The organism is Acidocella sp. C78 (genome assembly GCF_907164655.1).
Map to the genome: position 1 here is coordinate 42821 of NZ_CAJQZK010000072.1, position 20583 is coordinate 63403.

The window sequence follows — 20583 nt, forward strand, 5'->3', positions numbered from 1 at the left end:
AAGCAGGCCCGCTCTACCCGCCGGCCCGCAGACCGATATCGCCGTACCAGGCACGGCCATGGGTGTGCGAATCGTCGCAATCGGTCATGACCGCGATGGCGCCGATGATGTGCCGATGGCCGCCAAAGGCGCGGGCGAGGTCGGCCTTCACGTTGCGCTGCTCGGCAACCCACTGGCCGGCGCCGGCAGGGCCCTGCCGGAGCGCGACGATCTCGGCCTGCGAGGTATACGGGTCGGGGTAGAAACTCGTGCCGTGCGGCCCGTGCTTCGCCGCCGTGACCGGGCCGTTCGCCCAGACATAGACAAGGCTGCGCAGCGTCCAGGGAAACAGCGGATTGCCGGCGACGACATAGACGCGCGCGGGATAATCGTCGCCGGACTTCGCATGGGGGTCGAGCCCGGGATAGACATGGGCGATCTTCCAGCGCCAGCTCATCACCGGGGTTTCGTCGAGATCGATCCGGTGCTTCCAGATCAGGCCTGAGGCCGAATCGTTGCAGACCGCCCGCAGCACGTCGCCGCCGCGCGCGGCGGCGAGCGCATAATGCGTGACATGGCGGCCATCGAACCGCTTGACCGTCCATCCCGCCAGCGACCCCGAGGAAAACGCGGGCGGTTGCGCCGCCGCGGCGCCGGCTGGCGCCGTGGCGGGCAGGCCGAGTGCCGTCACCAGCACACCAAAAACGGTCAGCGCCGTGATGGCATCGCGCCGGCCGGCATGCGAACGCCTGCGCACCGGGGTCAGCGCCCCGTCTGCGCGGTCGCGCCCGGTGTCGCGCATTTCGTGTGGAACTGCGTCTTGTAGCTGGTATCGACCTTCTGGATCAGCCGGTCGTGCGGGGTGCATCCGGGCAGCGCGAACGCGGTGCCGGCGGTTGCGAAAACCGCGAGCGAGGCCGCGAGAAGAAGCCGGCGATAGGTGCCGCGCATGGCAAACTCCTGTGTCGATGTGTGGCGGCATCCAGCGAGGCCGCTGCTCCGTATTTCGCGGCGACCGACCTGTTGGTTACAGGCGCGAGAGTATTTTTCCCGCCATCGCGAGCGACAGCGTCGCCAGCGCGGCGAGGGGTCCGGGTCTTCCGGCGGTCATCGGCACGCTCCGTGCTTGTGCTGGCTTGGCGTCATTCCGCCCCTCCGCCCTCCCGCATCCGGTACGACACGGCGCCATAGGTCGCCACGCAATAGGGCACGATGAAGGTGAGGATCATCTTCAGCCAGTGCGGCCGGGCGAGGCCGAGCAGCGCATCGCCCTGGTTGATCAGATTGAGGATGATCCCGACCACGATGGCGACGCGCAGCGAGCGCGCCGGAATGCCGTCTGCGAGGCTGAGCCGGATCGCCCGCCGCGCCATCGCGACCATCCCGGGCGGGCCGTCGTCTGCCGGTGCCATCTGCGTCATCTGTTCAGGGTCATGGGCAAGGCGAAGGGAGCATCGGCGCGGTGTACCGGCGCTTCTCTTAATATTTCGTATCCGGTTCGGACGCCGTGTGCATTTCCGACGGCGCCCCGCGCCTCGCGGTTCGGCGCCTCGGCGCGATCGGTCCGGTCACGGGTGGATGCCTGCCCGGCCCGGCGGCGCATCAGCCGGCCAGCTGCCGGCGGCGCGGCGCCCGCGCGACATTGCGCAGGATCGTGCTCGAGATGAACCAGGCGGTGGAGGTGAACAGCATCACGCTTCCCATCTGCCACAGGAGCAGAGTGGCGATGTTGACCGAGCCGTGAAACAGGCGCAGCGCCACGTCCGCCGCCGCGCCCGCGGCGAGCGCGCCGCACAGGCAGGCATGGTCGCGCCGGAACGTCGCGCTGCGGCGCATCAGCGCCACGATCAAGCCGGCCGGAATCACGCCCGCGATGACGATGGCCGGCACGCACATCGGGTCGAGCTGCAGGCGCAGCACGCCGCCGGCGTCCTGCAGGCTCACAACCGCGCATTGCCGTCCAAGATCGCCGAGCCAGACCAGCATCGCCAGCATCGGCGCCCAGAGTTTCCACCCCGGCTGGTCCGGGCGGCCGGCGCAGAACGCGGCATAGGCCGAGACCACCGCCGTGACGACGCCGAGACCCTGCGAAATCACGAACCCCGCCTCGCCGCATTTCCCGGCAAGATCGGGGCGCGGCCCCATCATCAGGGTGATCGCGGCGAGAACCGGAACGCTGACGCCAAGCCAGACCGCCAGCAGCCGCGCGGGCGAGGGCAGGGGCCTGACGGCGCCCAGATCCTGCGCCAGCGACGTGATCAGGTCCTCACTCCTCATCGGTCACTCCCAGTTTCGCCCGCAGGCGCCGGATGGCCCGGAACGTCGCCACCTTCAGCGCGCCCACGCTCATCCCGGTCGCCGCCGAGGTCTCGGCGAGCGACATCTCGCGCAGCTTCAGCATCTCCAGAATCTCCCTGTCGCGCGGCGGCAGCGCGCCCACCGCGGATGACACGCGCCCGGCATCGATCGCGACCTCCTGCGTCTCTTTCGTCGCCAGGGCCGTCGAGGTTACAGGCACATCGTCGAGCGGCGTCTCGCGGACCTGGTGCCGCGCCCGCGTCCGCCGCCGGTCGGCCCCCCGCAGCTTGAGGATCCCGAGCAGAAAAGGCTCCGCCGGCCGGCCCGGATCGTAGAGATGCAGGTTGCGGTGCAGCGCCAGCAGCGTATCCTGCACCATATCCTCGGCCTCGGCCGCATCGGCCCAGGGGAACCGCCTGCGGGCCATGCCGCGCAGCCACGGCAGCGCCGCCCTGAGCAACGCCTCGTAGCTCCGGCGATTCCCGGCCTGCGCCTCGCTCAGCCACCGCGCCCAGTCGCCCTGCTCGCTCATGGCGCAATACCTATCATTCATGAAGCGCGTGTAAATCGGACATTGTTCCCGATCGGCAAAATACCTCCGGGCTGCGGGATGATGCGGAATTCAACAGGCGAGGTCCAGCCCGTGCGTCGTTTCACAAACCGGCTCAAGACACGACGCCGCGCCGTTGATCGCCACCGGCCGGCACGATCGCGGCTACCCGATCGGCCAACCGGTTTTGCGAACGGCCAGATATCAAAACGACTTGTTAACCATCCGCCCCTAATAACAATTCCACCCCCTCTCCCGTGCGGCGCGCCACCGATCGGCGCAGCGCCCGATGCGGGCTGAAAATGAACAGGCGTCGGAAAAACCCGAGCTGAACTAACAAGATCACGAACAACAACATCAACAAAAACAATAACAAGCGAAAATCCTTCCCGAGAAAAAATCTTTTCGTCACATCACCGACTCGATAGGAAACAAGATGAAAAGGTTTATCATCGCGCATCGTCGCATCGCGTCCGCCCTCGTCGTGCTGGCGCCGCTGTCGGGCCTCGGCGCCGTGGCGCTCGCCGCCGGGGGCAGGGTGGTCTCCACCGCGGACGAGGTTGCCATCGCGCCATATCTGCAAGCCCCCGCCGTCTCGCCGGAGTCGGCGGTCAACCTGGCCGGCATCGCCAGGGCCGATCACGTCACCACATGCCGTGGCGTCGTCACCCTGCTGGCCGCGCATTCCGCCTGCCCCGCCGCGCCTCGGCCCGGAAACTGAGCGCGCCACCCCCGCCTCATCCGTTCGGCCGGCAACGCCCGACCGGATGAGGATACGTCCACGATCGGACGGATCGCCCCGCGCCGCCGCTTGACCAGGATCATCGACGCCGGGGCGCGGTCCCGCGCATGGTTCGGCCATGTCGGACCCCAGCCCCCTGCTGACCGACCTCTACGAGCTGTCGATGCTGGACGCCTACGCGGCCGACGGCATGGACGATATCGCGGTCTTCGAGCTGTTCTTCCGCGCGCTGCCGCCCGGGCGGGGCTTCCTCGTCGCCGCCGGGCTCGAACAGGCGGTGGAGTTTCTCGAAACCCTCCGCTTCGGCGCCGACGAGCTAGACTGGCTGCGCGCCACCGCCCGGTTCGACCGCACTTTCATCGACAGTCTCGCCGCCTTCCGCTTCACCGGCGATGTCGATGCGATGCCGGAAGGCACGGTCTTCTTCGCCGATGAGCCGGTGCTGCGCGTCACCGCCCCGCTGCCGCAGGCCCAGCTGGTCGAGACCCGCCTGCTCAACCTCATTCATTTCCAGACCGTGATCGCCTCGAAGGCTGCGCGCATGGTGCTCGCCGCCGGCGGCCGGCAGCTCGTCGATTTCGGCCTGCGCCGCGCGCATGGCGCCGAGGCCGGCCTGCTCGCCGCGCGCGCCGGCTACCTCGCCGGGTTTGACGGCACGGCGACCGTCGCCGCCGGCCGCGCCTTCGGCATCCCGCTCTTCGGCACCATGGCCCATGCCTTCGTCCAGGCCTATGCGGATGAGGCGACCGCCTTTCGCCACTTCGCCCGCAGCCGCCCGGCCGGCCTCACCCTGCTGATCGATACCTACGACACCGAGGCCGCCGCCCGCCTCGTCGCCGCCCTCGCCCCGCGCCTCGCCGCCGAAGGCGTCACGATCGCCGCCGTGCGGATCGACAGCGGCGATCTCGGCGCCCATGCCAGGGCGGTGCGCGGCATTCTCGATGCCGCCGGCTGCGCGGCGATCCGCATCTTCGCCAGCGGCGGGCTCGACGAGGCGAAGATCGCCTCCCTCGCCGGCGCGCCGATCGATGGGTACGGCGTCGGCACCGCGCTCGCCACCGCCGCGGACGCGCCGGCGCTCGACTGCGCCTACAAGCTCCAGGAATACGCCGGACTCCCCCGGCGCAAGCGCAGCGAAGGCAAGGCGACCTGGCCGGGGCGCAAGCGGGTGGTCCGTCGCCATGGGCCCGGCGGCACGATCGAGGCCGATACCATCGCCCGGCTCGACGAGGCGGTCCCCGGCGAGGATCTGCTGCGCCCGGCCATGCGGGGCGGCAGCCGCGTCGCCGGGCTGCCGGGGCTGGAGGCGGCGCGGGGCCATGCCCGCCGCGCCCTCGCGCGCCTGCCCGAAGCGCTGCGCCGCCTCGACCCCGGCCGCGCGGAGGTGACGATCAGCCCCGGCCTGCGCGCCCTCGCGAGGGAGGTCGACCGCGCCCTCGCGGAGCGCCTCGCCCGCGCCGCGGGGCTCGCGTGACCGCGCCACCCGCCGATCCGCTTCCCGCCGATCCGCCCGACCAGCAGGCGGCGATCGCCTTCCTCTCGCGGCCGGCGAGTTACGGCCTCGCCGGCGGGCGGGTCGAGCGCATCGCCAGCCACTGCTCGATCGTCTTTCTCGCCGCCGACCGCGCCTACAAGCTCAAGCGGGCGATCCGCTACGCCGCACTCGACTACACCACGCTCGCCGCCCGCCGCGCCGCCTGCGAGGCGGAGCTGACGCTGAACCGCCGCACCGCGCCCGCGCTCTATCTCGCGGTCCGCCGCATCACCCGCGATGAAGCCGGCCGCCTCGCCTTCGATGGTCCGGGCGAGACGCTCGACTGCGTGGTGATGATGCGCCGCTTCGCCCAGGCCGACCTGCTGGACGCGATGGCGCCGGCCGGCGCGCTCACCCCGGCGCTGATGCGCGCCCTCGGCGCCGGGATCGCCCGCTTCCATCTCGCCGCCGCGCGCCGGCCCGATCATGGCGGCAGCGCCGCGGTCGCCCGCGTCATCGCCGACAACGCCCGCGAACTCGCCCGCTTCACCCGGCCAGCCGATGGTCCCGCGCCTGGCGGTCCCGCGCCTGGTGGCCCCCTGCTCGATGGCGAAGCGGTCGCCGCCCTCGGCCGCCGCGCCGAAGCCTCCCTCGCCTCCCTCGCGCCGCTGCTCGACCGGCGCCGCGCGTCCGGCTGGGTGCGGCGCTGTCACGGCGATCTCCGGCTTGCCAATATCTGCCTCTTCCGCGGCCGGCCGACCCTGTTCGACTGCATCGAGTTCAGCGACGAGATCGGCTGCATCGACACGCTGCACGATCTCGCCTTCCTGCTGATGGACCTCGAGTTGCGCGGCCGGCGCGATCTCGCCAACGCGCTGTTCAACGCCGATCAGGACGCCGCCCCCCGATCCCGACTGGCCGCGCGCCCTGCCGCTCTTCCTGTCCCTGCGCGCCGCGACCCGCTGCTACGCCCTGGCCGGCAAGGCCTGCCGGCAGACCGACCCGGCCGAAATGCCCGCGTTCGCCGCCGCCGCGCGGGCTCACCTTGCCGCTTCGCGCCGGTTTCTCGACCCCGCCCCGCCGCGCCTGATGTTCCTTGCCGGGCCGGACGACGCGGCGACCCGCGCCCGCGCCGCGCGCCGCGCCGCGGCGGCCAGTTCGCCGCCCGGCGCGCGCATCCTTCGTCTCGCCGGGGCCGAGGGGCCGCGCTGGCGCGAGGCCGCGGCCACGCTCGCCGCCGGCGGTAGCGTCCTGCTCGTCGCGTCACCCGGCGATGCGCCCGCCCGCGCCCGCGCCGCCGCCCTCGCCGCGGGGCAGGGCATGCGGCTCGATGCGGATGCCGACACCGACATCGATACCAACGACGCCCCGCCCGCATGACCCCGATGGGTGAAAGGATGCCGCCATGACCCGCGCCCCGCTCTCGCTGTTCGGCCTCCAGGGCAGCGCGCCGCTGGCCGGCCGGGTCGCCGCCCGTCTCGAAATCGCGCTCGCCCGCCACGAGGAGCGCGAGTTCGAGGACGGCGAGCACAAGGCGCGGCCGCTGCAGGATGTGCGCGGCCACGACGCGTTCGTGCTGCACAGCCTGCATGGCGGCCCCGGCGCCTCGCCCAACGACAGGCTCTGCCGCCTGCTGTTCTTCTGCGGCGCGCTGCGCGATGCCGGCGCCGCCCGCGTCACCGCCGTCACCCCCTATCTGTGCTACGCCCGCAAGGATCGCCGGACCAAGCCCAACGACCCGATCACCACCCGCTACGTCGCCGCCCTGTTCGAGGCGGTCGGCATCGCCGGGGTGATCGCGCTCGAGGTGCACAACCTCGCCGCCTTCGAGAACGCGTTCCGCTGCCCCACGATCCACCTGCCGGCGGCGCCGCTCTTCGCCGCGCATTTCGCCGCCCTGCCGCGCCGCTCCCGCGTCGTCGCGGTCTCGCCGGATGCCGGCGGCGCCAAGCGGGCCGAACAGTTCCGCCAGGCGCTCGAAGCCGCCACCGGCGCGGATGTGGGCAGCGCCTGCATGGAGAAACACCGCTCGGGCGGCGTGGTCAGCGGCGCGCTCCTCGCCGGCGAGGTGCGTGGCCGGGCGGCGATCATCATCGACGATCTCGTCAGCACCGGCGGCACCCTGCTGCGCGCCGCCCGCGCCTGCCGCGAGGCCGGCGCCGTCGCGGTGCACGCCGCCGCCGCGCATGGCCTGTTCGTGGGCGGCGCGCCCGAACTCTTCGCCTCGCCGCTGCTCGATGGCATCGTCATCGCCAACACCGTGCCGCCCGGCGATGCCGGCGCGGGGGCGCCGCGCCGCCTTGCCATCATCGATGCCGCTGAAACGATCGCCCGCGCCATCGCGACCTGCCACGACGCGGCATGACCGCGCCGGCCCGGCGCGTCATCCGCGGTTCGCGCCCGGCCGCGCCGCGGCGCGGGCGAGGGTGTCGACCACCTCGTCATCGCCGACCTGCCCGAAATCGGCATACCATTCGCCGACCGCGCCAAGGCTCGCCGGCATCTCGACGCAGACCACCTCGTCGGCCAGCGGGCGCAGCCGCGCGATCACGTCTTGCCCGGCAACCGGCACCGCCAGCACAAGTCGCTTTGGGTGCCGCGCCCGCGCCATTTCCAGCGCCACCCGCATCGTCGCCCCCGAGGCGATCCCGTCATCGACGACGATCGCCGTCCGCCCGCCGATCGCAACCGCCGCCCGCCCGGCGCAATAGACCGACCGCCTGCGCGCCAGCTCCGCCGCCTGCCGCGTTTGCTCCCCGGCGATGTACGCCGCCGGGGCGCCGAGCCGCCGCACCAGCGCCGTGTCGATATACGGCGCCGCCGTCTCTCCCTCGCCGAGCGCGCCGATCGCCAGCTCCGGCTGGTGCGGCGCGCCGAGCTTGTGGACCAGCAGCACATCGAGCGGCGCCTCCAGTGCCGCGGCCACCTCGAAACCGACCGGCACGCCGCCGCGGGGCAGCGCCAGCACCACCGGCCGCGCGCGCCTGAACCGGCGCAGCCGAGCGGCAAGGCGCAGGCCGGCCTCGTGACGGTCCTGAAACATCGTCTCCGCTCCCGCGCCCGGCAATCTCTCCCGGCGCCGGTCCCGAGCGTGGTGGCGTTGCCGGTCAAATGGAATCACCAGATCGGATGATCCTCCGCGGGGAAAGGGAAGGGGAGGGGGATGGTCCAGATCCCGAGGCGACGGTCATTCCTCCCGCGCAAGGTAGGGTCCCGGGGCAAAGCCGTTTCGATAATGTTTCGTTAACCGGATCGTGCATAATTCGTGACGCAGGAGGGCGGTCCCGGCGCTCGCCCGAAACAGTTGAAAGCAATGCCGTCTTGCATTCGAAACCGCATTTCAGCAGACCGACGCCTGCCCGGTAGCATTCCATGTGGACAACCCCGCACCCGAGCCCGGATGCCCCGCCAGACCCCGAGCTTGAGCGGCTGATCCAGCGTGATCGCGCATCGCTGCTCTATTCGATGGGCAGCAGCAGCGTTTTCGTCACCATCGCGGTCTCCGCGATCCTGATCGTCGTGGTGCGAACACCTGAGCTGTCGCCCGGCCTCTATGCGTGGTACGCCGGTATCCTGCTGATCTCGGCGATCCGCTTCGTCGACATGTTCATCCTGTTTCCCCGGCTTCGCCAGCAGGCGTTCGACGGGCGGCGGCAGATCCGCCGGTTCGGCGCCGGCACGATGGCGCTCGCCCTGCTGCTCGGCAGTTTCTCCTGGCTGTTCTTCTGGCGCCTGCCCCCCCTCTCCGAAGCCTATGCCTTCATGGTGTTCTTCGCCATGGCCGGCGGCAGCGTCACGGTGCTGAGCGCGAGCTTCCGGCTGATCGTCGGCTATTGCGCCGCGGTGATGCTGCCGGGCGTCGCCTTCGTGCTGTTCGCGCGGCCGGATGACGGCGGCAGATTCGCGGTATTCGGCATTTTCGGCTTCATCGCCTCCTTCGTGTTCGCCCGGCGCACCTCGCGCACCGTGCTGAACGGGCTCCGGCTCACCCGCTGGAACCAGGTCCTGACGATCCGCGCCGAAGAGGAGCGCAAGACGCTCGAACGGGTCCGGCTCGATCTCGCCGAGGCCAATGCGACGCTGGAGCGCCGCGTCGCGGAGCGGACGTCGGAACTGGCCCACGAGGTTGCCGAGCGCGAACGTTATGCCGAGGCGCTCGGCCGCCTCGCCTCGATCGACCCGCTGACCGGGCTTTCCAACCGCGCGACCTTCAACAGCCGTCTCGCCGCAATGCTTGGCGGCACCGCGCAATCGCCGTCCGGTGTCGCGCTACTCTTCCTCGATCTCGACAATTTCAAGCAGATCAACGACCTGCGCGGCCACGAAATCGGTGATCAGGTGCTGCGCCAGACCGCCGCGCGGGTGGCCGCGGCGGTGGATGGCAGGGGCGACGTGGCACGCTGGGGCGGTGACGAGTTCCTGATCGCGCTTCCCGATTGCGATGGCGACGCGGCGCTGCGCCTCGCCGGAAATCTGATCGACGCGATCCGCCCGCCGATCACCGTCGGCGCCGATATCTGCCGGATCGAGGCGTCGGTCGGGGTTGCCCTCTATCCCGATAACGGCCAGTCCGCCGACATCGTCATCCGCGCCGCCGATGTCGCGATGTATGCCGCCAAGCGCGAGGGCAAGAGCCGGGCCAAGCGGTTCGACCCCGCCCTCGCCGAAGACATGGCGGACCGCTACGACCTCGAGCAGGGGCTGCGGGACGCGATCCGCGACGGCCAGTTCAGCCTGGCATTCCAGCCGATCATCTCCGCGCGCAATGGTGCCTGCACCGCGTTCGAGGCGCTGCTCCGCTGGATGCATCCGCTGCGCGGCGCGATCAGCCCCGCCACCTTCATCCCCGTCGCCGAGCAGAGCGGGCAGATCCAGCGGATCGGCGGCTGGGTGCTCGAACAGGCCTGCCTCGCCGCCGCCGGCTGGCCCGATCCCTCGATCGCCGTCACCGTCAACATCTCGGTCGCCCATGTGCTGGTCGGCAATCTCATGGAGGATGTCGAGCATGCGCTCGCGGTCTCCGGCCTGCCGCCCTCGCGCCTGAAGATCGAGATCACCGAAACCATGTTCCTGCACGACGCCGAACGCTCGGCGCAGCTTTTCGACAGCCTGCGCCGCCAGGGGATCGGCATCCTGCTCGACGATTTCGGCACCGGCTTCTCCTCGCTGTCCTTCCTCGGCAACCTGCCGATCGACGTCATCAAGATCGACCAGTCCTTCGTCCGCGATGCCGGGCGCAACGGCTACGCCACGATCGAGGCGATCCTCTCGATCGCCCGTGCCCTCGGCCTGCAAGTCACGGCCGAGGGGGTCGAGACCACGGAACAGAACCGCCACCTCGTCGAACTCGGCGTCGGCTCGCTGCAAGGCTACCTGTTCAGCCGGCCGATGCCTGAGGAGGATGTCGCCGGCTGGCTGCGCGCCCGGGCAGACGCATTGCCGCGCCTGCCCCCCGTCTCCGCCTTCGCCGGCACCTGACCGGCGCGCCGTTCGCGCCGCCCCTTCAGGCCGCGCGCGACACCCCGGCCTTGACCCGGCGCAGCGGGATCGAACTCTCGATCGAGGCCACACCCCGCACCCGCGTCAGCTGCCCGACCAGGAACTGCTCGAACCCGGCAAGGCTCGTCGTCACCACCCGCAGCAGATAGTCGCGGCTGCCCGTCATCAGCCAGCAATCGACCACTTCCGGAAACGAGGCGATCGCCGCCTCGAAGCGCACCAGCGCGTCGTCCACCTGCTTGTCCAGCTTCACCGAGACGAACACCGAGACATCGTAGCCGAGCGCCGCCTCGTCGATCATCACGGTATAGCCGCGGATGATGCCCTCGCGCTCCAGCCGGCGCACGCGGCGGGCCACCGGCGTCGCACTCAGCCCGACCCGCTCGGCGAGGTCGAGCATGGAGATCCGCGCATCGCTCCGCAGCGTGGACAGAATCTCCCTATCGAAATCATCGATCGTGCCGGATTTCACCATGATCATAAAAATCCATGAAAAATTTCACCACAATATCGCCTTCACGCGCGCGAATCGCAAGGATTCGCTCCGCCCGCCCGCCTACACTCGGCGCACCGCCCTCACGCCGGGAGACCGCGAATGACGCCGCATCTGAAAACCGCCGAACAGCGCCTGCTCTGGCTGTCGCACTGGATGATCCACAACGCCAACCACCTCCGGCCGAAGGCGGACGGCATCAAGATTGGCGGGCACCAGGCCTCCTCCGCCTCGATGGTGAGTATCATGGCGGCGCTCTATTTCACCGCGCTCCGCCCGGAAGACCGCATCGCGGTCAAGCCGCACGCCGCCCCGGTGTTCCACGCGATGCAATACCTGATGGGCAACACCACGCGCGCGCGACTGGAGACTTTCCGCGGCTTCGGCGGCACCCAGAGCTATCCGAGCCGCACCAAGGACGATGACGACGTCGATTTTTCCACCGGCTCGGTCGGGCTCGGCGTCGCCATCACCTCCTTCGCCTCCCTGGTTCAGGACTATATCGCGGCGAAGCCCTGGGGGCGGGATCTGCGGCGCGGCCGCATGGTCGCGCTGATGGGCGATGCCGAGATCGACGAGGGCAACATCCACGAATGCCTCCAGGAAGGCTGGAAGAACGGGCTGCGCGATGTCTGGTGGGTGATCGACTATAACCGCCAGTCGCTCGACGGCGTGGCCCGCGAGGGGCTGTGGCAGCGCATCGAGAAGATCTTCGAGGCCTTTGGCTGGGACGTGGTGCGGATCAAATACGGCGCGTTGCAGCGCGCGGCCTTCGCCGAGCCGGGCGGCGAGGCGCTGCGATGCTGGATCGATTCCTGCCCCAACCAGCGCTACGCAGCACTCACCTTCCAGGGCGGCGCCGCCTGGCGCCGGCGCCTGCTCGACGAGCTGGGCGACCAGGGCGCGGTCTCGGCGCTGATCGCCCGGCGCAGCGATGCCGAGCTGGCCGCGCTGATGGAAAATCTCGGCGGCAACTGCGTGCAGACCATGGCGGACACCTTCGCCGCCATCGATCACGACCGCCCGACCTGCTTCCTCGCCTACACGATCAAGGGCTGGGGCACGCCGATCGCCGGGCACAAGGACAATCACGGCGGGGTGATGACGGTCGAGCAGATGCGGGCCTGGCAGCGCCACATGGGCGTGAGGCCGGGCGAGGAATGGGAGCGTTTCGCCGCGGTCGCGGACGTGGAAGGCTTCCGCGCCTGGCTCGACGCGGTGCCCTTCTTCGCCGCCGGCCGCCGCCGGCACGATGATGCGCACCTGCCGGTCCCCCCCCTTGCCGCACCCGGCGAGCGCGAGATCTCCACCCAGGCCGCGTTCGGCCGCATCCTTGATGATCTCGCCCGCGGCGACAGTGCGCTCGCGTCGCGCATTCTCACCACCTCGCCCGACGTCACCGGCACCACCTCGCTCGGCCCCTGGGTGAACCGCCGCCGCCTGTTCGCCCGCGAGGCGATGGCGGACCTGTTCCGCGCCGAGAAAATCCCCTCGACCGCGCGTTGGGATTTCGCGCCCGAGGGCCAGCATCTCGAACTCGGCATCGCCGAGACCAACCTGATGCTGCTGCTCGCCGCCGCCGGCCTCGCCCGTTCGCTGTTCGGCCGCCGCCTCATCCCCATCGGCACCGTCTACGATCCGTTCATCGCCCGCGGGCTCGATGCGCTGAACTACGCCTGCTACCAGGATGCCCGCTTCCTGCTGGTCGGCACGCCCTCCGGCGTCACCCTCGCCCCCGAGGGCGGCGCGCACCAGTCGATCGGCACGCCCGCGATCGGCATGACCCAGCCCGGCCTCGCCGCCTTCGAGCCGGCCTTCGCCGACGAGCTGGCCGTCATCATGGAATGGGCGTTCGAGCATCTCCAGCGCGACGGCGGCGAGATGACCGATCCGGCCACTGGCCTTGCCGATGCGGCGGGCGGCTCGGTCTATCTGCGCCTGTCCACCAACCCGGTCGAGCAGCCGGGCCGGCGCGGCGCCGCCTGGCGGCAGGGCGCGACCGACGGCGCCTACTGGCTGCGCGAGCCGGGGCCGAACGCCGAACTCGTCATCGCCTATCAGGGGGTGGTGGCGCCGGAGGCGATCCGCGCCGCCGGGGCGCTGGCGGAAAGCCGGCGCGATATCGGCGTGCTCGCCATCACCTCGGCCGACCGCCTGCACGCCGGTTGGAGCGCGTCCCAGCGCGCGCGCTGCCGCGGCGCGGCGGCGAGTTCGCTCGCCGAGCGCCTGCTCGCCCCGCTCCCGCGCGGCTGCCGCATCGTCACGGTGATCGACGGCCATCCCGCCACCCTGTCCTGGCTCGGCGGCGTCGCCGGCCATGCGGTGCTGCCGCTCGGCGTCGAGCGCTTCGGCCAGACCGGCACCATCGCCGATCTCTACCGCGCCAACGGCATCGACGCCGCCGCGATCATCGAGCGCGTCGGCGCCTTCACCAGCGGCCGCCCGGTGCTGGCCTTCCCGGCCCGTCCCCGCGCCGCCGCCGGCTGAGCCGGCCGGGCTGACCAGGGCCGGGCTTGGCATCGTCCCGCAGATCGTCCTACCTGCGGATCAGGAGGACCGGCGATGACGGATTGGGCCTGGCGGCGCCCGCGCGGGCGGCACGACGCCTCGACTGACGCGCGGGCGGCATGAGCGCCCCGGCCGAATCGGGCCTTGCGCGCCCGCGCCTGCCGCGCGCCATCTGGGCGCTCGGCTGCGTCAGCCTGCTGATGGACATCTCGTCCGAGATGGTCCACGCGCTGCTGCCGGTCTTCCTCGTCGTCACGCTCGGCGCCGGCACCGAAATGGTCGGGCTGGTCGAGGGGCTGGGCGAGGGCACGGCCTCGATCGTCAAGATGTTCTCCGGCTGGCTGAGTGACCGGCTCGGCCGGCGCAAGCCGCTGGCCATCGCCGGCTATGCGATGGGCGCGCTGTCGAAGCCGGTCTTCGCGCTGGCGCCGGTGGCGGGCGTGGTGCTGGGCGCGCGCGTGTTCGACCGGATCGGCAAGGGCGTGCGCGGCGCCCCGCGCGATGCGCTGGTGGGCGACCTCGCGCCGCCCGGCATGAGCGGGGCGGCGTTCGGCCTGCGCCAGTCGCTCGATACGGTCGGCGCCTTCGCCGGCCCGCTGCTCGCGATCGCGCTGATGGCGGCGAGCGGCGACAATATCCGCCTCGTCTTCTGGCTGGCGCTGCCCTTCGGCCTCGCCGCCGTGCTTCTGCTCGCGGTCGCGGTGCGCGAACCGCCGCCGAAGCCGGATCGCCCGCCCGCCCGCCTGCCGCTGCGCGCCCGCGAATTCGCCGCCCTCGGCCCGCACTTTCGCGCCGTCGTGCTGGCCGGCGCGGTGCTCACGCTCGCCCGCTTCGGCGAGGCGTTCCTCGTCCTGCGCGCCCGCAGCCTCGGCCTGCCGCTGGCGCTCACCCCGGCGGTGCTGGTGGTGATGAACGTGGTCTACGGCCTCGCCGCCTATCCGGCCGGCCGCCTGGCCGACCGGCTGGATCGGCGGGGCGTGCTCGCCGCCGGGTTCGGCGTGCTCATCCTCGCCGATCTCTGCCTCGCCTTCGCCCCCGGCCTCGTGGTCGGCCTGCTCGGCATCGCCCTGTTCGGCCTGCATATGGGGCTGACCCAGGGCGTGCTCTCGGCGCTGGTCTCCGATGCCGCACCCGCGGCCGCGCGCGGCACGGCGTTCGGCGTGTTCCACCTCGCCGGCGGTCTCGCCCTGCTGGCCGCGAGCCTGATCGCCGGCCTCGCCTGGAGCGTCGCCGGCCCGGCGGCGACCTTCCTCGCCAGCGCCGGTTTCGCCGCGTCCGGCCTCGTGCTCCTGCGCCTGCTGGGCTGATCCCGCGCCGTGGCGCACGGGTTGCCCGCCGCGGCGGATCGGGCCACACCAGCGCCATGACCACACCCGACCCCGACGCCGCACTCCGCCGCTCGCTGTTCCGGCACCGCGCCTTCGCGACCGGCCTGCTCGCGCTGATGGCGGCGCTGATGGCGGCGGGATACGCGCTGAAGCCCGGCCCCGCCGCCCTGTTCCTGCGCGATGCCGCCAAGGCCGGGCTGATCGGCGGCCTCGCCGACTGGTTCGCCGTCACCGCGCTGTTCCGCCACCCGCTCGGCCTGCCGATTCCGCACACCGCCATCCTGCCGGCGCAGAAGGAGCGGCTCGGCGCCGCGCTGGGCCGCTTCGTCGCCACCCATGTCTTCACCGGCGCCGACGTGACGCGGTTTCTCGCCGGGCTCGACATTCCGGCCCTGCTCGGCCGCTTCCTCGCCGATCCGGCGATGTCGGCGCCGTTGGCGGAAGCCATCGCCGGGGCACTGCCGCGCCTGCTCGATTCGGTCGAGGATGGCCGCGCGCGGCGGGTGCTCGGCCGCCTGCTGCCGCGCATGGCGGGCGGGCCGACCGCCGGCCGCCTCGTCGCCCGCGCGCTCGCCTCGCTGGTCGAGAGCGGACGCCATCAGGAGGTGTTCAGCTTCATCCTCGGCCAGCTCCGCCTGCTGCTGCAAAGCCGCGAGGCCGAGCTGAAACAGGCGGTGCGCGAGCGCGTGCGCGAGCAGGGCGGCGCGCTGGTCGGCTGGGCGGTCGGCGCGAATATCGCCGCGCGCGTCGTCACCGCGCTCAACACCGAGCTGGAGCGCGTCGACCCCGATGGCTCCGAGCTGCGCGCCGCCTTCGATGAATGGGTCCGCCGCGAGATCGTCCGCCTCACCGATGATCCCGCCCGCGCCGCCGAACTCGGCGCCGCCCTGCGCGGCGTGGTCGGGCATGAGAGCGTGCGCGCCTGGGGGGCGGATCTGTGGGCGCGGCTTCGCGCGGCGATCGCGGCGGACGCCGCACGGCCGGGCGGCCACGCGCAGCTTCTGATCGCCGGCGCCCTCGCCAATTTCGGCGCCCTGCTCGCCGAGGACCCCACGATGCGCGCGCGCATCTCCGCCGGCGCGGGCATGGTCGTCACCCGCCTCATGCCCGGCGCGCAGGCCGAGATCGCCGGCTTCATCGGCCGCGTCATCGGCAACTGGGACGCCGCGACGATCACCGAACGGCTCGAACTGCGCGTCGGCAAGGACCTGCAATATATCCGCGTCAACGGCACGCTGGTCGGCTTCCTCGCCGGCGGGCTGATCTTCCTTCTCCTGCATTTCGGATTTCACCAGCCGGGGTAAGCATGCACATCCACATCCAGGAATTCGCCGACAGCCCCTATCTCAAGCTGACGGCGCCCGAATTTCACGAGGCCGCCGCCCTCGCCGGCGACATCGGCGCGGGCCACACCCTGACCGTGGGCGAGACCGAGGCCGATTTCGCCGCCGCCGCCCCCGGGATCGAGGCGCTGATCGCCACCCCTGCCGCCATCCGCCGGCTCGATCTCTCGATCGCGCCAAAGCTGCGCCTGATCCAGTCCACCTCCGCCGGCGTCGACCCGCTCGCCCCGTTCGACATGATCCCCGAGGGGGTGATGCTGCTGAACAATCGCGGCGTGCACGCCGACCGCGCCGGCGAGTTCGCGATCATGGCGATGCTGATGCTGGCGACCCACATGCCCGCCTTCGCGACCGACCAGCGCGCCCATCGCTGGCAGCGCCGCGCCTCCGGCACGGTGGCCGGCATGCGCGCGACGATCGTCGGCGTCGGCGGGCTCGGCGGCGGCGCGGCGCGCCGGGCGCGGCAATTCGGCATCCATGTCACCGGTGTCCGCAACGGCGCCGCCCCGCATCCCGATTGCGACGCGACCAGGCCGGTCGCCGATCTCGACCTGATCCTGCCCCACACCGATTTCCTGCTCCTCGCCTGTCCGCTCACCGCGGCGACGCGCAACCTGCTCGATGCGCGGCGGCTGGCGCTGCTGCCCGCGCATGCCGGGGTGATCAACATGGGCCGCGGCGCGCTGCTCGATCAGCCCGCGCTCTGCGCCGCGCTGCGCGATGGCGCCATCGCCGGCGCGGTGCTCGACGTCTTCGCCACCGAGCCGGTCCCGCCGGACGATCCGGTCTGGGACACGCCCAACCTGATCATGACGCCGCATATCTCGTCGGACGATCCGGCCCGCTACAACGCGGCGACGCTGGCCAGCTTCTTCGCGTCGCTGCGCACACTCGCCGCCGGGCGCGTCCCGCCCACGCTGGTCGATTTCGCCGCGGGCTATTGAGGCGCGTGGCGCGCGCCGAACAGCGCCGAGCCGACCCGCACCTCGGTCGCCCCGCAGGCGATCGCGGTCTCGAAATCGTCGGACATGCCGATCGAGCGCACCGCCAGCCCGTGCGTGTCGGCCATGGCGACGAGGGTGCGGAAATAGGGCGCGGGATCGGCGCCGAGCGGGGGAATCGCCATCAGCCCGTGCAGGCGCTCGCCGAACCGGGCGCGCATCGCGCGGATGAAGCCATCCGCCTCGGCCATGCTCACTCCGGCCTTCTGCGTCTCGTCGCCGACATTCACCTGCACCAGCAGCCGCGGCATCCGTCCGGCGCGCGCCGCCGCCGCCTCCAGCGCATCCGCCAGCTTCGGCCGGTCGAGCGAATCGATGCAGTCGAACAACTCCACCGCCTCGCGCGCCTTGTTGGTCTGCAACGGCCCGATCAGGTGCAGTTCGAGGCCCGGATGCGCCGGGCGCAGCAGTGGGAACTTCGCCGCCGCCTCCTGCACCCGGTTCTCGCCGAACACGAGTTGCCCGGCGCCGAGTGCCGCCTCGATCGCCGCGACCGGCTTGGTCTTCGACACCGCGATCAGCGTCACCGCGCGTCCCTGCGCGGCGCGGGCGATCCGCGCGCGGATCGAGTCGAGGGCGGGCCTGATCGTCTCGGGGCTGAATTCGCTCATGGATGAACAACTGATCGCGGCGACGCGGGCGGTCAAGCGCCGCCGCCGCGCCCGCCACCCCACGCTGTGGCTGTTCACCGACCCCGCCCGCCTGCCCGACCCGCTGGCCGCGATCGCGGCGCTCCCGCCCGGCCTGTCCGGCGTGGTGCTGCGCGATGAACCCGTGGCGGCGCGCGCCGTCGCCATCGCCCGGCTCTGCCGCGCGCGGCGGATCGCGCTGGTGGTCGCCGCAGCGCCCGGCCTCGCCGCGCGCCTGCATGCCGGGGTGCATCTGCGCCGCGGCGCGCGCGCGCTCCCCGCCGCCCCCCGATCCCCCGGCGGCGGCTGGATTACCGCCTCCGCGCATGACCGGGCGGAGCTTGTCCGCGCCCGCCGCGCCGGCGCCGATCTGGTGTTTCTTTCGCCGGCCTTTCCCACCGCGAGCCATCCCGGCGCGCCCGCCCTCGGCCCGGTGCGCTGGGCGGCGCTGGCCCGCGGGGCGGGGCTGCCGGTGATCGCGCTCGGCGGCGTGTGCGGCCGCCGTCTGCGCGCGCTCGGCCCCTCCTGCGCCGGCGGGGGCGCCATCGGAGCGCTGGCAATTCAGCGCCATACACTGTGGCCTTGATACAACAGCGCACCTAAATAGCCCGGCTCCGGCCGCGCGCATGTTGCTTCCTGAGACTGAAATGCCTTTTATCCGCTTGTCCGCTGCCCGGCCGCGATCAATCCCGGTTTCTGATACGGCACAGGCGGCGCAGGGTTCACGCCGGTTTCGCCGGCACAATGGAGGTTTGAATGCGCAAGTATCTTCTGGCGTCTGCCGCGTCGCTCGGCTTGATGGTCGCGGCGTCCGGCGCCGCCCACGCCCAGGCTGCCAAGGCTCCGGCCCCGGGCTCGATCCACGTCTATCTCAACGGCCTGATCAACGACCAGATCAACATGATCGGCGCCTCCGGCGACAGCGTCCAGGGCGGCACCAAGCTGAACCCGGTCGGCATGTCCGGCTTCATCCGCCTGTATCCGGGCTTCGACGGCACCACCGAGAACGGCATCCAGTACGGCGCGCACATCGAGCTGCGCACGGCCTACAGCAATGCCGGCACCGGTATCGTCGAGAACAGCGCCAGCGGCAGCCTGACCGGCCTCGCGATCCGTCGCGCCTTCGCCTATGTTGGCACGCCGCAGACCGGCTTCGTCCGCTTCGGCCAGACCGACGGCATCTGGTGGCTGCTCTCCACCGGCGAATACTACAATTTCGGTGACGGCAACCTGTGGAACTCCGATGGTGGCGTCGGCGCCGCCGTTCCCTCGCCGGACGCTCCCTCGGGCCTCTTCACCTCGACCGGCGCGCTCTACACCACCAACAAGATCGTCTATATCTCGCCGAAGATGGCGGGCTTCCAGGCCGGCTTCGACTATGAGCCGAACTCGAACGGCTTCAAGCAGGGCGAGATTTGCGCCATCGGCAGCACCAACTGCGCCACGCTGGCGAGCGCTGCTGGCGATGCTTCCCGCCGCAAGAACACCGTCACCGGCGGCATCGAATACTCCGGCGAGTTCAACGGCGTCGGCGTCACCCTCGCGTATGACTACCTGCACGCCGCGCCGATCGGCAACAGCACCGGTCTCGGCTTGAACTACAAGTCGATGGGCATCAACGAACTGTCCGGCCAGGTCAAGTATGCCGGCTTCACCCTCGGCGTGAACGCGAAGTCCGGCCAGGTCAACAACGGCATGCACTTCCTGATGGCCGGCCAGCGCGACCTGACCTTCTATGAAGTGACTGGCATCTACGACATGGGCCCCTACACGGTCGGCGCCTACTACTTCAACAACCAGTCCGCTGGCGCCTACACGATGGGCTCCGGCCTCGGCCGCACCGAGACCGACTACGGTGTTGCCGTCGGCGCCAACTACGCGCTCAGCAAGAACCTCGGCCTGTATGCGACCTACCTCTATGGTCACCGTCACCAGGCTGGCTACACCTTCGCGTCGAACAGCACGACGGCTCTGAAGAACAACGTGCAGTCCCAGGCGATCAGCCTCGGTGCCGCTCTGAAGTGGTAATCTGACCCGCAAGGTGTTCAGATGGGGCGGCGGAGCGATCCGCCGCCCTTTTCTTTTGCCCGGCCCCCAGCGCCGCCCAGCCCTTGGCGCGGCCGCGCCGCAGGGTTAAAGACCATCGTTGCCGGCCGGATCCTCCGGTCCGAACTGCGGAGACGAATGTGCGCTTTCCAGACATGACCTGCCCGAACCATTTCCTGCGGACCGCCCTGAAAGCCGCGTCGCTGGCCTCCGCCCTGGCGCTCGTGGCGTGCAGCAACGCGCAGCAGCCCAACCTGCCGAGCATGCAGTCCTACCGGGTGCCCCAGGCAATGGCGTCGAGCGGCAATGGCGGCGGCCTCGGCTCGCTGTTCAGCCTCGGCGGCAAGAGCCCGGCCGGGCAGACCGGTGTTGCGGTCAATGCCTATCTCTGGCGCGCCTCGCTCGACACGCTGAGCTTCATGCCGCTCGCCTCGGCCGATCCCTTCGCCGGCGTCATCATCTCCGACTGGTATTCCCCGCCCGGCACCACCGGCCAGCGCTTCAAGGTCACCGCCTACGTGCTCGGCACCACCCTCGCCGCCAACAACCTCAAGGTCTCGGTGTTCGAGCAGGGCCGCAGCGGCGGCGCCTGGGTCGATCAGCCGGTGGACCCGGCGGTCGCCAGCGGCATCGAGGACCGCATCCTCGCCCGCGCCGCCCAGCTCAAGGCCGCCGGCCAGCTGAACGGCTGAT

Annotated in this window: 23 protein-coding genes; 13 read left to right on the forward strand and 10 right to left on the reverse strand. The window is 71.3% G+C overall.

Features of this window, described 5'->3' with window-relative positions:
• Nucleotides 1-13 precede the first annotated feature (13 nt).
• The 6 genes from ACIDOCELLA78_RS88245 to ACIDOCELLA78_RS88270 all read right to left on the reverse strand — a co-directional run bounded on the left by ACIDOCELLA78_RS88245 (nt 14) and on the right by ACIDOCELLA78_RS88270 (nt 3287).
• Nucleotides 14-781: a DUF3047 domain-containing protein gene (locus ACIDOCELLA78_RS88245; protein WP_201728575.1), complete on the reverse strand. Its 768-nt coding sequence runs from the start codon at nt 779-781 to the stop codon at nt 14-16.
• A complete protein-coding gene (locus tag ACIDOCELLA78_RS88250; protein ID WP_201728576.1) occupies nt 742-930 on the reverse strand; it encodes a hypothetical protein in 189 nt (62 codons plus the stop codon). The genes ACIDOCELLA78_RS88245 and ACIDOCELLA78_RS88250 overlap by 40 nt, the downstream gene beginning before the upstream one ends.
• Before the next feature lie 191 nt (nt 931-1121).
• A complete protein-coding gene (gene nrtS, locus ACIDOCELLA78_RS88255) occupies nt 1122-1391 on the reverse strand; it encodes a nitrate/nitrite transporter NrtS (RefSeq protein WP_201728577.1) in 270 nt (89 codons plus the stop codon).
• A gap of 190 nt (nt 1392-1581) precedes the next feature.
• Entirely contained in the window at nt 1582-2256 is a 675-nt protein-coding gene (locus ACIDOCELLA78_RS88260; protein WP_201728578.1) for an NrsF family protein, read from the reverse strand.
• Nucleotides 2246-2809, reverse strand: a complete 564-nt coding sequence (locus tag ACIDOCELLA78_RS88265) for an RNA polymerase sigma factor (RefSeq protein WP_201728579.1) — start codon at nt 2807-2809, stop codon at nt 2246-2248. The genes ACIDOCELLA78_RS88260 and ACIDOCELLA78_RS88265 overlap by 11 nt, the downstream gene beginning before the upstream one ends.
• A 235-nt stretch (nt 2810-3044) precedes the next feature.
• On the reverse strand, nt 3045-3287 hold the full coding sequence (locus ACIDOCELLA78_RS88270) for a hypothetical protein (RefSeq protein ID WP_214006279.1): 243 nt from the start codon (nt 3285-3287) through the stop codon (nt 3045-3047).
• Between ACIDOCELLA78_RS88270 and ACIDOCELLA78_RS88275 the strand changes: the two genes are divergently transcribed.
• The 3 genes from ACIDOCELLA78_RS88275 to ACIDOCELLA78_RS88285 all read left to right on the forward strand — a co-directional run bounded on the left by ACIDOCELLA78_RS88275 (nt 3264) and on the right by ACIDOCELLA78_RS88285 (nt 6290).
• The gene (locus tag ACIDOCELLA78_RS88275; protein WP_201728580.1) at nt 3264-3548 is read left to right on the forward strand and encodes a hypothetical protein; all 285 of its coding nucleotides are present in this window, start codon (nt 3264-3266) and stop codon (nt 3546-3548) included. The genes ACIDOCELLA78_RS88270 and ACIDOCELLA78_RS88275 overlap by 24 nt on opposite strands.
• A gap of 139 nt (nt 3549-3687) precedes the next feature.
• The gene (locus tag ACIDOCELLA78_RS88280; protein WP_201728581.1) at nt 3688-5043 is read left to right on the forward strand and encodes a nicotinate phosphoribosyltransferase; all 1356 of its coding nucleotides are present in this window, start codon (nt 3688-3690) and stop codon (nt 5041-5043) included.
• Nucleotides 5040-6290, forward strand: coding sequence for a phosphotransferase (locus ACIDOCELLA78_RS88285; RefSeq protein WP_201728582.1), 1251 nt, complete (start codon nt 5040-5042; stop codon nt 6288-6290). The genes ACIDOCELLA78_RS88280 and ACIDOCELLA78_RS88285 overlap by 4 nt, the downstream gene beginning before the upstream one ends.
• A 16-nt stretch (nt 6291-6306) precedes the next feature.
• Here ACIDOCELLA78_RS88285 and ACIDOCELLA78_RS88290 read toward each other — a convergent pair whose 3' ends face one another.
• Entirely contained in the window at nt 6307-6450 is a 144-nt protein-coding gene (locus tag ACIDOCELLA78_RS88290) for a hypothetical protein (protein WP_201728583.1), read from the reverse strand.
• Between ACIDOCELLA78_RS88290 and ACIDOCELLA78_RS88295 the strand changes: the two genes are divergently transcribed.
• A complete protein-coding gene (locus ACIDOCELLA78_RS88295) occupies nt 6449-7408 on the forward strand; it encodes a ribose-phosphate pyrophosphokinase (RefSeq protein ID WP_201728584.1) in 960 nt (319 codons plus the stop codon). The two genes, ACIDOCELLA78_RS88290 and ACIDOCELLA78_RS88295, sit on opposite strands and share 2 nt — an antisense overlap.
• Before the next feature lie 18 nt (nt 7409-7426).
• Here ACIDOCELLA78_RS88295 and ACIDOCELLA78_RS88300 read toward each other — a convergent pair whose 3' ends face one another.
• Nucleotides 7427-8086: a phosphoribosyltransferase gene (locus ACIDOCELLA78_RS88300; protein ID WP_201728585.1), complete on the reverse strand. Its 660-nt coding sequence runs from the start codon at nt 8084-8086 to the stop codon at nt 7427-7429.
• Nucleotides 8087-8415: 329 nt separating this feature from the next.
• Here ACIDOCELLA78_RS88300 and ACIDOCELLA78_RS88305 point away from each other — a divergent pair, with 329 nt between their 5' ends.
• Nucleotides 8416-10521, forward strand: coding sequence for a bifunctional diguanylate cyclase/phosphodiesterase (locus tag ACIDOCELLA78_RS88305; RefSeq protein WP_201728586.1), 2106 nt, complete (start codon nt 8416-8418; stop codon nt 10519-10521).
• A gap of 25 nt (nt 10522-10546) precedes the next feature.
• On the opposite strand, the gene ACIDOCELLA78_RS88310 is transcribed toward ACIDOCELLA78_RS88305, so the two are convergent.
• Nucleotides 10547-11017, reverse strand: coding sequence for an Lrp/AsnC family transcriptional regulator (locus ACIDOCELLA78_RS88310; protein ID WP_201728587.1), 471 nt, complete (start codon nt 11015-11017; stop codon nt 10547-10549).
• Here ACIDOCELLA78_RS88310 and ACIDOCELLA78_RS88315 point away from each other — a divergent pair.
• The 5 genes from ACIDOCELLA78_RS88315 (at nt 11001) to ACIDOCELLA78_RS88335 (ending at nt 17158) form a co-directional block, all read left to right on the forward strand.
• Nucleotides 11001-11141 carry a hypothetical protein gene (locus ACIDOCELLA78_RS88315; RefSeq protein ID WP_214006280.1) on the forward strand — a complete coding sequence of 47 codons (141 nt, stop codon included), beginning with the start codon at nt 11001-11003 and terminating at the stop codon, nt 11139-11141. The genes ACIDOCELLA78_RS88310 and ACIDOCELLA78_RS88315 overlap by 17 nt on opposite strands.
• Entirely contained in the window at nt 11138-13522 is a 2385-nt protein-coding gene (locus ACIDOCELLA78_RS88320; protein WP_201728588.1) for a transketolase, read from the forward strand. Before ACIDOCELLA78_RS88315 ends, ACIDOCELLA78_RS88320 begins: the two co-directional genes overlap by 4 nt.
• Before the next feature lie 140 nt (nt 13523-13662).
• On the forward strand, nt 13663-14850 hold the full coding sequence (locus ACIDOCELLA78_RS88325) for an MFS transporter (protein WP_201728589.1): 1188 nt from the start codon (nt 13663-13665) through the stop codon (nt 14848-14850).
• Between the two features lie 56 nt (nt 14851-14906).
• Nucleotides 14907-16175: a DUF445 domain-containing protein gene (locus tag ACIDOCELLA78_RS88330; protein WP_201728590.1), complete on the forward strand. Its 1269-nt coding sequence runs from the start codon at nt 14907-14909 to the stop codon at nt 16173-16175.
• Nucleotides 16176-16177: 2 nt separating this feature from the next.
• The gene (locus ACIDOCELLA78_RS88335; protein ID WP_201728591.1) at nt 16178-17158 is read left to right on the forward strand and encodes an NAD(P)-dependent oxidoreductase; all 981 of its coding nucleotides are present in this window, start codon (nt 16178-16180) and stop codon (nt 17156-17158) included.
• Here the strand turns inward: ACIDOCELLA78_RS88335 and ACIDOCELLA78_RS88340 are convergent.
• The gene (locus tag ACIDOCELLA78_RS88340; RefSeq protein WP_201728592.1) at nt 17152-17826 is read right to left on the reverse strand and encodes a YggS family pyridoxal phosphate-dependent enzyme; all 675 of its coding nucleotides are present in this window, start codon (nt 17824-17826) and stop codon (nt 17152-17154) included. The genes ACIDOCELLA78_RS88335 and ACIDOCELLA78_RS88340 overlap by 7 nt on opposite strands.
• On the opposite strand from ACIDOCELLA78_RS88340, the gene ACIDOCELLA78_RS88345 reads away from it, so the two are divergent.
• The 3 genes from ACIDOCELLA78_RS88345 to ACIDOCELLA78_RS88355 all read left to right on the forward strand — a co-directional run bounded on the left by ACIDOCELLA78_RS88345 (nt 17825) and on the right by ACIDOCELLA78_RS88355 (nt 20582).
• A complete protein-coding gene (locus ACIDOCELLA78_RS88345; protein ID WP_201728593.1) occupies nt 17825-18430 on the forward strand; it encodes a thiamine phosphate synthase in 606 nt (201 codons plus the stop codon). The genes ACIDOCELLA78_RS88340 and ACIDOCELLA78_RS88345 overlap by 2 nt on opposite strands.
• Before the next feature lie 170 nt (nt 18431-18600).
• On the forward strand, nt 18601-19872 hold the full coding sequence (locus ACIDOCELLA78_RS88350; protein WP_201728594.1) for a porin: 1272 nt from the start codon (nt 18601-18603) through the stop codon (nt 19870-19872).
• Between the two features lie 173 nt (nt 19873-20045).
• Entirely contained in the window at nt 20046-20582 is a 537-nt protein-coding gene (locus ACIDOCELLA78_RS88355) for a DUF3576 domain-containing protein (protein WP_374223249.1), read from the forward strand.
• Nucleotide 20583 lies beyond the last annotated feature (1 nt).